Origin of the sequence: Streptomyces triticisoli, from assembly GCF_003270085.1 — a bacterium.
Classification (GTDB): domain Bacteria; phylum Actinomycetota; class Actinomycetes; order Streptomycetales; family Streptomycetaceae; genus Streptomyces; species Streptomyces triticisoli.
In genome coordinates this window covers 28,156-43,359 of the sequence record NZ_QFDQ01000155.1, presented here as the reverse complement: position 1 = coordinate 43,359, position 15,204 = coordinate 28,156, and the positions used below count along the sequence as shown (strand labels likewise).

Sequence of the window (15,204 nt, the reverse complement as noted above, 5' to 3'; positions counted from 1 at the left end):
TCCGTTTCTCGGTCGTCGGGGGAGGCCGGGTGGCAACGGAAAGCTCAGGCGGTCCGCGCCGGAGGCAGCAGCGCGCGCAGCGGCCCGGTGTCGGGGCGGTCGGCGAGCGCGGCGTCCACGGCCGCGTCGAGCACGGCACCGGCCTCCGTGTCCTCGCCGCCGTCGGCGGTGGATCCGGGAAGGTGCGGGGTCGCCGCCCGCTCCCAGGAGAACTCCCAGCGCACCAGCGAGTGCGCGCTGAACTCGGCCAGCGCCATGCTCCGCAGCGAGTCACGCATCACCGGGCGGACGAACTCGCGGAAGGCGCGGCCCTTGGCGGCCGCCGCCTCGTCGGACAGCGGCAGCCGCTGTGCCAGCCGCCACAGCTGCCCGTCGTCGATCACCGTCAGCAGTCCGGGCAGGGTCGGCCGGTCCTTGGTGTAGAAGGCCAGAGCCCGGTGCAGGGGAGTGTCGAGGGAGGTGAGGGCGGCGGCCATCGCGGCGTCCAGCAGTTCGTCCCAGTCGGCGGTACGGCGGAACGTCCGTGCCTCCTCCGTCAGGACCACGTCCTCCAGTGCCGTCAGGGTCCGCTCCGAGTCGGTGAGCAGGTCGAGCGCGCCGCCCTTGGCCTCCTCGGTGCGTCCGTCGGCGGGCAGGGCCTCGATCCGGCGGACGCGTTCGGCGATCGGCGGGTGCGAGTCGTACGGGGATGCGGGCTCGTCCGGCAACTGCGTGCGCAGCTGTACGAGTTCCAGCGCGCGGGCGCTCAGCATCCGGCCGAAGCCGCCGAAGAACTCGCCGCGCGGCGGCATCAGCCGCGCCCGCACGCCGAGCGTGGCGTAGCACTCGAGGTAGAAGTCGTGCGCGGTGGCGAGGGCCGGGATCTCGCGCAGCGCCGACGAGGTCGCGTCGCGGCCTGCGATCCGGGCGGCGGCCAGGTCCGCCGCGTACTCCTGGTCGCGGGCCGTCGTCAGTGAGGCCCGCAGGTAGAAGTTGCCGTACAGCGTGTAGATCCGGGCCATCGCCCGGTACGTCAGCCCGGCCCCGGACGTGTCGATCTCCTTGGCCTCCCTGCCCTTGGCGGCGGCCTTGGCAGCGGCCTTCTCCTGGCGGGCGCGCTCCTTGGCCGCCGTGTGGCCGGCCTTGGCGTGGAGCTGTCCGATGACCCGTTCGATCTGCGTCCGGCCCCGGACGACGACGGCGGACAGCCGGGTGTCGCCGCCGGTGAAGTGGCCGTACTCGTGGGCGAGCACGGCGCGCAGCTGGGCCTCGCTCAGCCCGGTCATGAGCGGTATGCCGAGGTGGAGGCGGCGTGGGCCGGGGAGCAGGCCGAGGAGCCGTGGCCGTTCGGTGACGCCCGCGTTGACGTCGCCGGTGAGGACGATCCGGTCGGGGGCGCGGGTGCCGGCGGTGTCCGCGAGCTCCCGTACCAGCGCCCACAGCCGGGGTTCGTCGGCCTCGGTGACGGGCAGGCCCGCCACGTCCTCGTCCTTCGGCGTGCGGAGCATGAACATGCCGCGTACGACCGGGATGGCCAGCAGGACCGAGACGACCACGATCTTGCCGGCGACCGGGCCGGGCGCCCAGCGCAGCGCCGCCGCGTCGAGGGCGGCCAGTGCCGCGAGCAGGACGAGGTTCAGCGCATGGAAGCCGAGCAGCAGTGCGACGGCGCGCAGCGCGCGCGGAGTTGCGCCCATCGGGCGGATCCCCCCACAGGGCCTGTGAAAGCGGACATGGCGGAGCGGCGGCCGCTGGGAGGTGACCGCGCGGTGGTGCGTGTGTGGGGGGAAGACGCAGCAAGCGGAGTAGGCGGAGTATGCCCGACCGCAGGTCGGAGGGCAATTCCGGCCCCGGGCCGGCGGCCGGGCGCGCAGGGGCTTCGCGGCGGAGCCCCGGCCGGGCGGGGCGGGGCTTGTCAGCGCAGCAGCGTCGCCGGGCTGCCGCCGTTCGCCTCGTAGCCCGCCACCGCCAGGGCGCGGTAGACGGCGAACTCCGCCGCCGGGTCGGCGGACAGCGTCCACGGCAGGGCGCCCACGTGGCCGTCGATGTGTATCAGCTGGTTCATGGCCTCCGCCCAGCGCTCGCAGCGGACGAGGAAGAAGAGCAGCAGATGGCGGACGTGGGCCTGCATCGGGTCGTCGGAGCGGGCCGCGTGCACCGCGAAGAGCGCGCCGTGGACCGCCTTGGTCACGACCTCGCTCTGGTAGAAGCCCCGGACCAGGTTCACCTCGGGCAGGTGCTCGAAGACCGCGAAGAGCGGCAGGGCCGCCAGCAGCGAGCCCTGGGGCGCGCGGGCGGCCGCGGCCTCGGCGAACGACATCGCCAGCTCGCGCGAGCCGTGCCACTTCTCGCACCAGTAGTGCAGGGCCGCCAGGTGCGCCCCCATGTGGTTCGGCGCGCGGTCGAGGATCTTCAGCCACAGCTTCTCGAACTCCGGCTGCGAGTAGGCCAGGCCGCGCGCCACCGACAGTTCGACGATGCAGGGGATCGGGTCGCCCGGGGCCAGCAGCGCGGCCTGGCCGCACGCCTCCCTGGCCTCCTCCATGATGATCCGGAACTCGTCCGTGCCCGGCGTCGCCGTGCGCCACGCCTGCTGCACCAGGAACTCGGCGTGCACCGCCGCGCCGCCCGGGTCCTTGGGCGCCTCGGCCCGCCACACCCGCAGCCACTGCCCGCCCGGCGTCTCGCCGACCCCGCCCGGCCGCTGCTGCAGCTCCAGCGAGGCGGCGCCGGCGAAGGCCTGCACGCGCTGCCAGCGCTGTTCGTCCTCCTTCTCCGTGCCCGCGAGGAGCTGGGAGGCCGCCCGATGGTCCTGGGTCCGCTGCACCAGGTCCAGGACGTCCAGCAGGTCCTGGTCGGGTCCGGGCAGGCGGACGTCGAGCTCTTCCTGCCGCAGGAATCCGTAGTTCGCCGGGTCCGCGGCGTCCGGGTGCCCCGCGGGAACCTGCTCGATGGCACCGCGCCTGCGCCGCAGGTACGGAATCAGCACGAAGCCCAGCATGACCAGTGCCATCAGGACCCAGAGAATCTCCATGCCTCAAGCGAACCAGACGGCGCCGACAATTGGCCAACCCGTTCCACCGGCCTGTGGACAACCCGGTCGAGCGAGGGCGAGGAGGGCCCTGTCGTCCGGCACGGGACCGTCGAGTCGCGCCGTCCGGCACGGGGCCGTCGGGCCGTGCCGTCCGCCACCACTCCCGCGGGCGCACTACCCTCGGGCCCATGAGTGACAGGCAGATCAGTCAGCACTTCGAGACGCTCGCGATCCATGCGGGCAACACCGCCGACCCCCTCACGGGGGCGGTCGTCCCGCCCATTTACCAGGTCTCGACCTACAAGCAGGACGGCGTGGGCGGCCTGCGCGGCGGCTACGAGTACAGCCGCAGCGCCAACCCGACCAGGACCGCACTGGAAGAGAACCTCGCCGCCCTGGAGGGCGGCCGCCGCGGCCTCGCGTTCGCGTCCGGACTGGCTGCCGAGGACTGCCTGCTGCGTACGCTGCTCAGCCCCGGCGACCACGTCGTCATCCCCAACGACGCCTACGGCGGTACGTTCCGCCTCTTCGACAAGGTCGTCTCCCGCTGGGGTGTGGAGTGGTCGGTGGCGGACACCAGCGACCCGGCCGCCGTACGGGCCGCGATCACCCCGAAGACCAAGGCCGTGTGGGTGGAGACCCCCTCCAACCCGCTGCTCGGCATCACCGACATCGCCGCCGTCGCCCAGATCACCCGGGACGCGGGCGCGAGGCTCGTCGTCGACAACACCTTCGCCACGCCGTACCTGCAGCAGCCGCTCGCGCTCGGCGCGGACGTGGTCGTGCACTCGCTGACCAAGTACATGGGCGGCCACTCGGACGTCGTCGGCGGCGCGCTGATCGCCGGCGACGCGGCACTGGGCGAGGAACTGGCGTACCACCAGAACGCCATGGGCGCCGTCGCGGGTCCGTTCGACTCCTGGCTGGTGCTGCGTGGCGCCAAGACGCTCGCGGTGCGCATGGACCGGCACAGCGAGAACGCCACCAAGGTCGCCGAGATGCTGTCCCGGCACGCGCGCGTGACGCAGGTTCTGTACCCGGGGCTGCCGGAGCACCCCGGTCACGAGGTGGCCGCCAAGCAGATGAAGGCGTTCGGCGGCATGGTCTCCTTCCGGGTGCGGGGCGGCGAGGAGGCGGCCGTCGAGGTCTGCAACCGCGCCAAGGTGTTCACGCTCGGCGAGTCCCTCGGCGGTGTCGAGTCCCTGATCGAGCACCCCGGGCGGATGACGCACGCCTCCGCGGCGGGCTCCGCACTGGAGGTCCCCGGGGACCTGGTCCGTCTGTCGGTGGGCATCGAGAACGTCGACGACCTGCTCGAGGACCTGCAGCAGGCCCTCGGCTGACGATCACCAGCCGCTCACGGGTGGAGTCGTCTGCGACGGCGGCTCCACCCACGGCCGGACCGTCAGCACCCACACGGCGAGGGCCACGGTCACCGCGAGCAGCACCAGCCACAGCGCCCGGCGGACGGCTGTCCGGCGGCGCAGCACGCGCTCCCCGCGGTGCACCACGTCGTCGTACAGCTCCGTCGGCACCCGCGGCGGTCGCTGCTCCAGGATCCGCCGTGCGGCGGCCTCACGCTCGGTCCGGTTCACCGCCGCCTCCCCTCGTCCGGTCGTGGGCTCACGGCGCTCACGACGGCGTCACCCCGGGGCCGCGTACCGCCGGTGCCGGGCGGGCGGGTGAGCGCGACGACCGCGCGGTCGCAGAGGACGCGGACGCGGTCCGCGGGCAGCCCGAGCAGGGCCGCCGCCTGCTCCTCGGCCATCCCGTCGTACAGTCTGAGGACGACGACCAGCCGCTCCTGCGGGGTGAGGGCGGCCGTCGTGCCGGGAGACTGCCGGCGGGCGCGGCCCGGGCCTCCGTGCCGATGCCACGCCTCGCGGGCGAAGCGGGTGACCAGGTGCCGGCGAGCGCGGTCGTACGGGTCCTCGCCACGCGGCCGGTCCCAGCACGCGTACGTGTGCGCCAGGGCGAGGGTCAGCAGGCGTCGAGCGCGCGGGTTGTCGTCCGGGGCCTCCGCGGTGAGCAGCGTGGCGGCATGCAGCAGCCGCCCGGCCGCGCCCGCGACGAACACCTCGAACTCCCGGACGCGGCGAGCGCCTCGGGACGCCTGCCGTTCTCGCACCGCGCCTCCCCCCAAGGGCGACCGTGACAGCGGGACCCGTTCTCGTACGACTGTTCCCGTTCGGCTGTTCTTGTACGGCTGTTCTCGCACGGCATGCGGAACCGCGTACAGGTCCGGTCTCATATGAGGGCAGCGGCAGCCCGTCGGTCAAGAGCCGCGCAGAGGGCTCAGTACCTGCTTCGGGGCGCCGGCGGCGGACCCGGGGCGGCGGAAGGCGTTCAGGACGCCGACGGCGTGTCCGTCTGCGGTGCGCCGTGGGAGGCCTGGCGGGCGGAGAGGGCGTGGTTGAAGCGGGTCAGCAGCGAGCAGAAGGTCTCGCGCTCCCCCGGCTCCCAGTCCTGGGTCAGCTCGGCCATCAACTGCCGTCGGGAGGAGCGGACCTCCTCCAGCCGCGCCAGCCCGCGCGGCGACAGCTGCAGCACCACGGCCCGCCCGTCCTCGGGGTGGGAGGTGCGCTTGACGAGCCCGGTGTCGACGAGCGGTGCCACCTGGCGGGTGACGGTGGAGGAGTCGATGCCCATGCTCGCGGCGAGCGCCTTGACGCCCATCGGGCCCTCTTTGTCGAGGCGGTTGAGCAGCAGGTAGGCGGCGCGGTCCATGGAGTTGCGCACCTGCCCGACCCCGCCGAGCCGGGTCTGTTCGGCACGGCGGGCGAAGACCGCCACCTCGTGTTGGAGGGAGTCGAGGAGACCGGTGTCACCGGCGGTCGTCATGTCCGTCGACATGTCGGGAGTTGTGGGCATGGCGGGGGGCTCACTTCTGAAGGGCTGCTTGGGTTGGGGGACAGAGTACGCGGCTGTGGGGCAGGGCGTACCGACGCTGCGCAAACCGGTCCCGGAGGTTGGTCGCAACCGCGCCCGGTGGGCGTGAACTGCGAGACTTGAGGCATGAGCTACAGCACGGCCGGGCTGCTTCGGCCCGTCACCCTCGACGACGTACGCGGCGCGCAGAAGATGCTCTCGGGGGTGGCGCGGGTGACCGCGATGGAGGGCAGCAGGCACCTGTCCCAGCTGGTGGGCGCGCCGGTGCACCTCAAGTGCGAGAACCTGCAGCGCACGGGGTCGTTCAAGCTGCGCGGCGCCTACGTCCGGATCGCCGGGCTGCTGCCCGAGGAGCGCGCCGCGGGGGTGGTGGCCGCGAGCGCCGGCAACCACGCGCAGGGCGTCGCGCTGGCCTCGTCACTGCTCGGGGTGCACGCCACGGTGTTCATGCCGAAGGGCGCCCCGCTGCCGAAGATCAGCGCCACCCGGGACTACGGCGCCGAGGTGCGCCTGCACGGCCAGGTGGTCGACGAGACGCTGGCCGCCGCCCAGGAGTACGCGGCCCGGACCGGTGCGATGTTCATTCATCCGTTCGACCACCCCGACGTCATCGCGGGCCAGGGCACGGTCGGCCTGGAGATCCTGGAGCAGTGCCCGGGGGTGCGCACGATCGTCGTCGGCATCGGCGGCGGCGGACTCGCGGCCGGTATCGCGGTCGCGGTGAAGTCGCTGCGGCCGGACGTGCGGATCGTCGGCGTGCAGGCGGCGGGTTCGGCGGCGTACCCGCCGTCGCTGGCTGCGGGGCGGCCGGTGGCGATCGAGAACCCGGTGACGATGGCCGACGGCATCAAGGTCGGGCGGCCGGGTGACGTGCCGTTCGCGATCGTCGGCGAGCTGGTGGACGAGGTGCGCACGGTCACCGAGGACGAGTTGTCCGCCGCGCTGCTGCTGTGCCTGGAGCGGGCCAAGCTGGTCGTCGAGCCGGCCGGTGCGAGTCCGGTCGCCGCGCTGCTGGGCGGCGCGGGCGACATCGCGGGTCCGGTGGTGGCGGTGCTGTCCGGCGGCAACGTCGATCCGGTGCTGCTGCAGCGGGTGCTGCGGCACGGCATGGCCGCGCAGGGCCGCTACCTGGCCGTTCGGCTGCGGCTGACGGACCGGCCGGGCGCGCTCGCCACGCTTCTGGGGGTGTTGTCAGTGGTCGACGCTAACGTCCTCGATGTGAGTCACGTACGGACCGATCCACGGCTCGGGCTCACGGAGGCGGAGGTGGAGCTGCACCTGGAGACGAAGGGCCCGGCGCACTGCGCCGAGGTCGGCCAGGCCCTGCGGAACGCCGGCTACACGGTCATCGACTGATCCGGCGGGCGGTGGAACGCCCAGGTCACCGGCCTTTCGACTCACTCCCTGTCACTCGTTCGAGCAAATCCGTTGAGAGACGCGATATGTCGCGTTACAGTGTGTCTCGTGCCGCACGGATGAGCGCGAACGCTGCGCAGGCGAAATTCCCAGCGAAACAAGACCTGCCTCTCTAGGCTTTTCCGGCAATCCCTGACGACGTGGAGATTTCATATGCCAGGCGCCATCTATGCCGAAGGACTGGTGAAGACCTTCGGCGACGTAAGGGCTCTGGACGGCGTCGACCTCGATGTCCCCGAGGGCACGGTGCTCGGACTTCTCGGGCCGAACGGCGCGGGCAAGACCACCACCGTCCGCTGTCTGACCACCCTGCTGCGGCCCGACAGCGGCAAGGCCGTTGTCGCCGGCCTCGACGTGCTCGAACACCCCAACGAAGTGCGGCGTTCCATCGGCCTGTCCGGCCAGTTCGCCGCGGTCGACGAATATCTGACCGGCCGTGAGAACCTCCAGATGGTCGGCCGGCTCTACCAGATGCGGGCCGGCGCGGCGAAGACCCGGGCGGCTGAGCTGCTGGAGCAGTTCAACCTCGCCGACGCCGCCGACCGGCCCGCGAAGACCTACTCCGGAGGCATGCGCCGCCGGCTCGACCTGGCGGCGGCGCTCGTCGTCTCCCCGCCGGTGATGTTCATGGACGAGCCGACGACCGGCCTCGACCCGCGCAACCGCCAACAGCTGTGGGACGTCATCAAGCAGCTCGTCTCCGGTGGTACGACCCTGCTGCTGACCACCCAGTACCTGGAAGAGGCCGACCACCTGGCGCACGAGATAGCGGTCGTCGACCACGGCCGGGTCATCGCCCGCGGCACTTCCGACCAGCTCAAGGCCCGCACCGGCGGCGAGCGCGTCGAGGTCGTCGTGCACGACCGCGAGCACATCTCCACCGCCTGCGAGGTGCTGCGCGGCTTCGGCAAGGGCGACACCGCCGTCGAGGAGCACACCCGCAAGCTGACCGTGCCGGTCACCGGCGGTGCCAAGCTGCTGGCCGAGATCATCCGCGAGCTGGACGCCCGCGGGATCGAGATCGACGACATCGGACTGCGCCGCCCGACCCTCGACGACGTGTTCCTGTCCCTCACGGGCCATGTGGCCGAGGCCACGGACGAGGAGAACGGCGCGAAGGGCGCCGACGTCAGAGACCGCCGGATCGAGAAGGAGACCGTCAAGTGAGTGCCGTCACCGACAGTGCGCGGATCGAGCCGCCCGGCAACGCCGTGACGCAGTCCCTCCGGGACTCGCTGGTCATCGCCCGGCGGAATGTGATTCGCATGACCCGAATCCCCGAGATGGTCATCTTCGGGCTGATCCAGCCCATTATGTTCGTGGTGCTGTTCAGCTATGTGTTCGGCGGATCGATCAACGTCCCGGGTGCGGGTCTCAACGCCTCCGGGTACCGAGAGTTCCTGATGGCGGGCATCTTCGCACAGACCGTCACGTTCGCCACCGCCGGAGCCGGCGCGGGCATCGCCGACGACATGCACAAGGGCCTCATCGACCGGTTCCGCTCGCTGCCCATGGCCCGTGGCGCGGTCCTCACCGGCCGTACCTTCGCCGACCTGGTGCAGACGGCCCTGACCCTGGTGGTCCTCGCGGTCGTCGCCGTCCTGGTCGGCTGGCGCACGCACGAGAACTTCGGCAAGGTACTGGCCGGATTCGGCCTGCTGCTCCTGCTCGGCTATGCGTTCTCATGGATCGGTGCGCTGATCGGCCTGTCCGTACGCACCCCCGAGGCGGCCACCTCCGGCGGCCTGATCTGGCTGTTCCCGCTGACGTTCATCTCGAACGCGTTCGTACCGGCGGAGAACATGCCCTCGTTCTTGCAGACCATCGCGAACTGGAACCCGTTCAGCGCCACCGTGCAGGCCTGCCGCCAGCTCTTCGGCAACCTCCCGGCGGGCTATCCGGTGCCCGACGCCTGGCCCATGCAGCACCCGGTGTGGGCATCGTTGCTGTGGTCCGTGCTGATTCTCGTGGTGTTCCGGACGCTGGCGGTACGCAAGTACCGCTCGGCCGCGGCGTGAACGACAGCGACGACGGGGGAACCGGCAGACCGGCCGGAGCATGAGGAAGCCCCCGGCGCACGGACACAGCGCCGGGGGCTCACCGCAAGAAGGGCGGGTGCGCGTGGGCTCAGCCCTCGTACGGATCGGCCTTGAGGATCCTCACCGAGGCGATCTTGCCGTTCGGCAGCTCGTACTCCGCGTCCTCGCCGACCTTGTGGCCGATCACGCCGATGCCCAGCGGGGACTGCGGCGAGTAGGTCTCGATCTTGGAGCTGGCGTACTCGCGCGAGGCCAGCAGGAAGGTCAGAGTGTCGTCCTCGTCACCGTCGAAGGCGATCGTGACGACCATGCCCGGCGCGACGATACCGTCATCGGCCGGCGGCTTGACCTGGGCGGTCTCAAGGAGCTGAGTCAGCTGGCGCACGCGGAGCTCCTGCTTGCCCTGCTCCTCCTTGGCCGCGTGGTACCCGCCGTTCTCACGCAGGTCGCCCTCCTCGCGCGCGGCCGCGATCTTGGCGGCGATCTCCGTGCGCGCGGGACCAGTAAGGTAGGCAAGCTCGTCCTTGAGCTTGTTGTACGCCTCCTGGGTCAGCCAGGTGACGTTCTCGCTGGTCTGGGTCACAGGTGCTCCTCGTCGGTGCTGGGAATACAAAGCATCGCCCTACCCAGAAGAATGTTCCCTCTTGGATGGGCGAAACCACGAGCCTAACAACCCCCGCTCCAAAGGGGGAGGACATAAGCCGTGAGACCTGTGTCAACGCAGATCAGCACCCGCGTATTCCGGGCCGCCCGGATGCGCCGCCCGGATGGTCGCCCGGATGCGCCGGCCGACGCGTCAGCCGGCTTGGCAGCCCAGCAGCTCGGCCGTCGAGCCCCGCGCCGTCGTACGCAGCTTGACCACCTTGTCGATCCGCGTGGCCCGCTCGTCGAAGCGGAAGTCCGCCCGGCCGACCTCGTCACCGGTGGTGTCCCGCGAGCGCAGCGTGCAGTAGCCGCGGGCGTCGGCGTCCTTGTGGACCTCCAGATGGATCCGCACCGCGTGGTCCGAGGTCTGGAAGGCGACGACCTGCGCGCTGATCTTGTTCTGGCCGACGTAGTGGTAGGCGAAGTAGCCGATCAGGGCCAGCATGACCGCACCCAGGACGGCACCCGCGATCTTGAGCTTGCGGTCGGCACGCTCGTCCGGGGAGCGGCCGTAGCGGTCCTCGGGCGGCCTGGTGCTCGCCGTACTCATGATCGTCCTCTCGGCCGGGGCGGGACCTGTGTCCCGCGGGGGGCTCCCGGAGTCGTACCCCGGAATTATTCGCCCCCCGATTCGGTCACTATAGAAGCCCGCGCACGACTGCCCGACCGCCACCCCGGGACGACGTACCCGCGGGGCGGCACCGTTGACTGCCCGCTTGCGCCGGGCACCGACCTGACCTTGAGGACTGAGCCTTGACTGAGCAGTTGCGACTGATGGCCGTGCACGCGCACCCCGACGACGAGTCGAGCAAGGGCGCGGCCACCATGGCCAAGTACGTGTCCGAGGGGGTGGACGTGCTGGTGGTGACCTGCACGGGCGGAGAGCGCGGCTCCATCCTCAACCCCAAGCTGCAGGGCGACACGTACATCGAGGAGAACATCCACGAGGTACGCAGGAAGGAGATGGACGAGGCCCGGGAGATCCTCGGCGTCAAGCAGGACTGGCTCGGCTTCGTCGACTCCGGCCTGCCCGAGGGCGACCCGCTGCCGCCGCTGCCCGAGGGCTGCTTCGCCCTGGAGGACGTCGACAAGGCGGCCGGCGAGCTGGTGCGCCGGATCCGCTCCTTCCGCCCCCAGGTGATCACCACCTACGACGAGAACGGCGGCTACCCGCACCCCGACCACATCATGACCCACAAGATCACGATGGTGGCCTTCGAGGGCGCCGCGGACGCCGAGAAGTACCCGGAGGCGGAGTACGGCCCGGCGCACCAGCCGTTGAAGCTGTACTACAACCAGGGCTTCAACCGCCCGCGCACCGAGGCGCTGCACCAGGCCATGCTCGACCGCGGCCTGGAGTCCCCCTACGGCGAGTGGCTCAAGCGCTGGGAGAAGTCCGGCCACAAGGAGCGCACGATCACCACCCACGTCCCCTGCGCCGACTTCTTCGAGATCCGCGACAAGGCGCTGATCGCCCACGCCACGCAGATCGACCCCGACGGCGGCTGGTTCCGGGTGCCGATGGAGGTCCAGAAGGAGGTCTGGCCCACCGAGGAGTACGAACTCGCGAAGTCCCTGGTGGACACCTCGCTCCCCGAGGACGACCTCTTTGCGGGCGTCCGGTAGCCCTGAGGGACAATGTCTGACATGAGCGCAAGCGTGAGCCCGGCCATGACGCACCTCGTTCCCCTCGCCGAGGTCGACCCGAACAAGGTCACCCCCGGCGTCCTCGGATTCATCGTCTTCGCCGCGATGGCCCTGGCCATCTGGGGTCTGATGAAGTCCATGAACCGCCACATGAACAGGGTCTCCTTCAAGGAGGCCCCGGACCCGGAGGCGAAGTCCGGCGCATCCGCGGCCGACTCCGAGGACCGGCGGAGCTGACACCGGGCGGCGGGCGGTGCCGCCCTCACGGCCTGGCCGGCACCGCCACCCCCATCACCTCCCGCGCGTGCCGGCCCGGCACCATGCCCAGACGCCAGGCCTGCCAGCCCGCCTCCAGGCTCACCCCCCGCTCCAGCAGCAGCCGGTAGGCCGCGACGTAGTCGTCCAGCTTCCCGTCGCGCAGCGGATGGCCGCCGCGGGCGAGCCGGGACAGCTCCTCCTGGGCCACCGCCGAACCGACCTCCACCCCACCGGCAGCCGCGTACGGCAGCAGGGTGCAGCGCAGGAAGCGGGCCCAGTCCTCACCGCGGCGGTCGCCGTAGGAGGCGAAGAGGGGCACCGCCTCGTCGCACAGGGCGAGGGCCTGCTGGGTGCGGGCGTTGCCGGCGTCCACCACCGCCAGCTCCAGACACGTCCACGCCTCGCCGTGGGCGACGCCGATGCGCTGGAAGTCGGCGCGGGCGTCGACCAGCAGCTGACGGGCGAAACCGGAGTTGCGCAGCGAACCCGTCCGGGCCGCCAGCTGGTCCCGGGTCACCCGCGCCGAGTGATGCCGGGCACAGGCCAGGCCGTACACGTCGCGCATCCGGGAGAACATCGTGCGGGCCCGCTCCAGCTCGCGCACCGACCGGTCCAGGTCGCCGGTCTCCTCCAGCGCCTGACCGAGGTAGTACAGCGTCCAGGCCTCGCCGCGCGCGTCCTCGTTGTCCCGGTGCCGCACCGCCGCCTGCCGCAGCTCGTCCACCGCCTCCGACGCGTCACCGGCCACCAGCCGGGCCCGCGCCAGCTGGGTCAGCGCCCACGCCTCACCGCGGGCGTCACGGGTGCGGCCGTAGCGCTCCAGGGCCTGACGCAGATCCGCCTCCGCGTGCTCCACGTCGCCCAGGCGCAGCGCCAGCTGGCCCAGCTGGAAGTGCGCCCACGCCTCGCCGTGCACCGACCCGCCCTCCCGGTGCAGCACCAGCGAACGCGTCAGCAGGTCCAGCGCCTCGGCCAGCTGCGCCCGGTCCCGCTCCACCGCCGCCAGCGCGTGCATCGTCCAGGCCCGGTCGGTCGCCAGCTCCGGCACCGACTGCGACTGGAGCGCCTCGCGCAGCCGGGCCGCCGCCTCCGGCAGGTTCCCCTGGTGGTGCAGCGTGATGCCGAGCGAGGTCAGCGCGCGGGCCGCCCCCGCGTCGTGGTGGGCCTCCCGGTAGAGGTCGACGACCGAGGCCAGCGTCGTACGCGCCTTGTCCAGCTCACCGAGTTGCCGGGCCGCGATACCGGTGCGCCACTGCACCGACCGGACCAGCAGCCCCTGGTCCACGGCCTGCGTCAGCTCGCTGATCTCACCCAGGCGGTACAGGTCGCCGCGCAGCAGGCAGTAGTCGCACAGCGCGTCGAGCAGGTTCAGCACGGCCGCCTGGTTCACGCCCTCCGCGTGTCTGAGGGCCGCCGTGATGAAGCTCGACTCGTCGTCCAGCCAGCGCAGTGCCTCGTCCAGCGAGGTGAAGCCGTGCGGGCTGAACCGGTCCGAGCGGGTCGACATGTTGCCGTCGACCAGGCGCAGCACCGAGTCGGCCAGCTCGGCGTAGTTCGCGATCAGCCGCTCCTGCGCCGCCGTCCGCTCGGCCGGGTCCTCCTCGTCCAGGAGACGGGCGTGCGCGAAGGCCCGTACCAGGTCGTGCAGCCGGTAGCGGTTGCCCCGCACATGGTCGATCAGCCCCGCCCGGGCGAGGGCCACCAGGTGCCGGGTCGCCTCCGTCTCGTCCGTGGCCAGCAGCGCGGCCGCCGCCGCGGCACCCAGCGAGGTCCGCCCGGCCAGGGCGAGCCGGCGCAGCAGCCGGCGGGCCTGCTCCGACTGGTCGGCGTAGCGCAGCCACAGCGCCCGCTCCACCGGCTCCACCGGACCGTACGCGCCCAGGTCCGTGGCCAGCCGGCGGGGTGAGCGCGGGCCGAGGGCGGAGCCCGCGATGCGCAGCGCCAGCGGCAGCCCGCCGCACAACTGTCTGATCCGGTCGGTGGATTCGCCGTCGTACGGCTCCGAGGCGTCCTGCGCGGCCGCGCTCAGCAGCTCCTCCGCGCCCGCCTCGTCCAGGGCCTGGACCGGCAGCTGGTACACCCACGCCGGCAGGTCGGCGGGCAGCTCCAGGGGCTCGCGGGCGGTGACCAGGACCAGGCTGTCGGAGCGCTCGGGGACCAGGGCGCGGACCTGTTCGGCGTCCGAGGCGTCGTCCAGCACGATCGTGACCGGCACCCCCGTCAGGTGCTGGTGGTACATCTCGCCCAGCCGCTTGAGCTGCTGGGCCGGGGAGGACCGCTCGCGGAACAGCAGCTGCTCGCGGGGCGCGCCGAGCCGGTTCAGCAGGTGCAGCAGCGCGTCACGGGTCGGCAGCGGCGGCTCCTCGGGGCCGTCGCCGCGCAGGTCCACGACGACCGCGCCCCGGAACTGGTCCTTCAGGTCGTGGGCCGCGCGCACCGCGAGGGTGCTGCGGCCGGAACCGGGCGCCCCGTGCAGCACGACGACCGTCGGCCGGGTCCGCGTGCTCGCCCGGGCGGCCTGCACCCACTGCCGGATCCGCGCCATCTCCTGCCGCCGCCCCGCGAACACCTCGTCCGGTTCCGGAAGTTGCCCGAACGACTGCTCCAGCACACTGCGTCTGCGGGCCGCCGCGCTCTTGTCCGCGCCGCGCAGCGGGGGCACCGCCTTCTTCCCGGCGGCGGACGCGCCCAGCACCCGCTGCTGGTCGAGGAAGGGGCGGATCCCGCGCACCTCCAGCGCGGTGAGCCACTGCAGCCGCAGCTGCTCCGGCCCGCCCGGCTGACCGGCCGCGCCCGCACGGTGGTGCGCGGCGGGCAGATGGGCGGCGGTCACCTTCACCACCGTGGCGGCGGCGCCCACCGCTCCCGCGGCGACCCCCGCGCCCACGGCGGTGCCCGCGTCCGTCCCCAGCGCCAGATCGGCCACGAGGGCGGCCAGCCCCGCAACGGCCGCGACCAGCAGGGGAGTTCCCCCGCTCTCCCGCGCGTACCGCTGCGCGAACGTGAGCTGCCCGGCCGCCGCCTCGTCCAGCGCCCTCGTATACGCCTCGTACTCCTCCGCCGCCGTCCGGGCCAGGCCGTCCAGCGCCCCGCGCGCCCGCGACAGCAGCACACCCCCGTCCACCCGCCCGCCCGACCGGCGCACCTCCTCCTCCACGGCCCGAGCCAGCAGCCGCTCGGCATCCACCCGGTGCCCGTCCCGCATGTCCCGTCCCCCTCCGGCGACAACTCCTTTACCCACGAGTGTCCTTGGATGGGGGCGACAGCGCGAGAGGGGCGACGATCAGCGGACGGCCG

The 15,204-nt window shown here is 72.3% G+C and carries 14 protein-coding genes; 6 read left to right on the top strand and 8 right to left on the bottom strand.

Going from position 1 to position 15,204, the window contains the following annotated elements; genetic code table 11:
* Positions 1-44 precede the first annotated feature (44 nt).
* The gene (locus DEP02_RS21095; protein WP_112469243.1) at positions 45-1,676 is read right to left on the bottom strand and encodes a M48 family metallopeptidase; all 1,632 of its coding nucleotides are present in this window, start codon (positions 1,674-1,676) and stop codon (positions 45-47) included.
* 218 nt (positions 1,677-1,894) lie between these two features.
* A complete protein-coding gene (locus tag DEP02_RS21090; RefSeq protein WP_112469242.1) occupies positions 1,895-3,013 on the bottom strand; it encodes a hypothetical protein in 1,119 nt (372 codons plus the stop codon).
* 188 nt (positions 3,014-3,201) lie between these two features.
* Here DEP02_RS21090 and DEP02_RS21085 point away from each other — a divergent pair, with 188 nt between their 5' ends.
* The gene (locus DEP02_RS21085) at positions 3,202-4,356 is read left to right on the top strand and encodes a cystathionine gamma-synthase (RefSeq protein ID WP_112469241.1); all 1,155 of its coding nucleotides are present in this window, start codon (positions 3,202-3,204) and stop codon (positions 4,354-4,356) included.
* Positions 4,357-4,359: 3 nt separating this feature from the next.
* Here DEP02_RS21085 and DEP02_RS21080 read toward each other — a convergent pair whose 3' ends face one another.
* The 3 genes from DEP02_RS21080 to DEP02_RS21070 form a co-directional block, all read right to left on the bottom strand.
* Positions 4,360-4,608 carry a hypothetical protein gene (locus DEP02_RS21080; protein ID WP_112469240.1) on the bottom strand — a complete coding sequence of 83 codons (249 nt, stop codon included), beginning with the start codon at positions 4,606-4,608 and terminating at the stop codon, positions 4,360-4,362.
* Entirely contained in the window at positions 4,605-5,141 is a 537-nt protein-coding gene (locus tag DEP02_RS21075) for a sigma factor-like helix-turn-helix DNA-binding protein (RefSeq protein ID WP_112469239.1), read from the bottom strand. Before DEP02_RS21075 ends, DEP02_RS21080 begins: the two co-directional genes overlap by 4 nt.
* 218 nt (positions 5,142-5,359) lie before the next feature.
* The gene (locus DEP02_RS21070) at positions 5,360-5,884 is read right to left on the bottom strand and encodes a MarR family winged helix-turn-helix transcriptional regulator (protein ID WP_232839216.1); all 525 of its coding nucleotides are present in this window, start codon (positions 5,882-5,884) and stop codon (positions 5,360-5,362) included.
* Positions 5,885-6,028: 144 nt separating this feature from the next.
* Between DEP02_RS21070 and ilvA the strand changes: the two genes are divergently transcribed.
* From ilvA to DEP02_RS21055, 3 genes are all read left to right on the top strand, one after another.
* Positions 6,029-7,258, top strand: a complete 1,230-nt coding sequence (gene ilvA / locus DEP02_RS21065; RefSeq protein WP_112469237.1) for a threonine ammonia-lyase — start codon at positions 6,029-6,031, stop codon at positions 7,256-7,258.
* Positions 7,259-7,471: 213 nt separating this feature from the next.
* Positions 7,472-8,485, top strand: coding sequence for an ATP-binding cassette domain-containing protein (locus DEP02_RS21060; RefSeq protein ID WP_112469236.1), 1,014 nt, complete (start codon positions 7,472-7,474; stop codon positions 8,483-8,485).
* Positions 8,482-9,336, top strand: a complete 855-nt coding sequence (locus DEP02_RS21055; RefSeq protein ID WP_112469235.1) for an ABC transporter permease — start codon at positions 8,482-8,484, stop codon at positions 9,334-9,336. Before DEP02_RS21060 ends, DEP02_RS21055 begins: the two co-directional genes overlap by 4 nt.
* Positions 9,337-9,445: 109 nt before the next feature.
* On the opposite strand, the gene greA is transcribed toward DEP02_RS21055, so the two are convergent.
* Entirely contained in the window at positions 9,446-9,940 is a 495-nt protein-coding gene (greA, locus tag DEP02_RS21050) for a transcription elongation factor GreA (RefSeq protein ID WP_112469234.1), read from the bottom strand.
* Positions 9,941-10,153: 213 nt separating this feature from the next.
* Positions 10,154-10,552 carry a DUF4307 domain-containing protein gene (locus DEP02_RS21045; protein WP_112469233.1) on the bottom strand — a complete coding sequence of 133 codons (399 nt, stop codon included), beginning with the start codon at positions 10,550-10,552 and terminating at the stop codon, positions 10,154-10,156.
* A gap of 224 nt (positions 10,553-10,776) precedes the next feature.
* On the opposite strand from DEP02_RS21045, the gene mca reads away from it, so the two are divergent.
* Both mca and DEP02_RS21035 read left to right on the top strand, forming a co-directional pair.
* Positions 10,777-11,628 (top strand): mycothiol conjugate amidase Mca, encoded by an 852-nt coding sequence (gene mca, locus DEP02_RS21040; protein ID WP_198668512.1) that lies wholly within the window; start codon positions 10,777-10,779, stop codon positions 11,626-11,628.
* 12 nt (positions 11,629-11,640) lie between these two features.
* Entirely contained in the window at positions 11,641-11,886 is a 246-nt protein-coding gene (locus DEP02_RS21035; protein WP_112469231.1) for a hypothetical protein, read from the top strand.
* Positions 11,887-11,911: 25 nt separating this feature from the next.
* Here DEP02_RS21035 and DEP02_RS21030 read toward each other — a convergent pair whose 3' ends face one another.
* Positions 11,912-15,112: a tetratricopeptide repeat protein gene (locus DEP02_RS21030; protein WP_112469230.1), complete on the bottom strand. Its 3,201-nt coding sequence runs from the start codon at positions 15,110-15,112 to the stop codon at positions 11,912-11,914.
* Positions 15,113-15,204 lie beyond the last annotated feature (92 nt).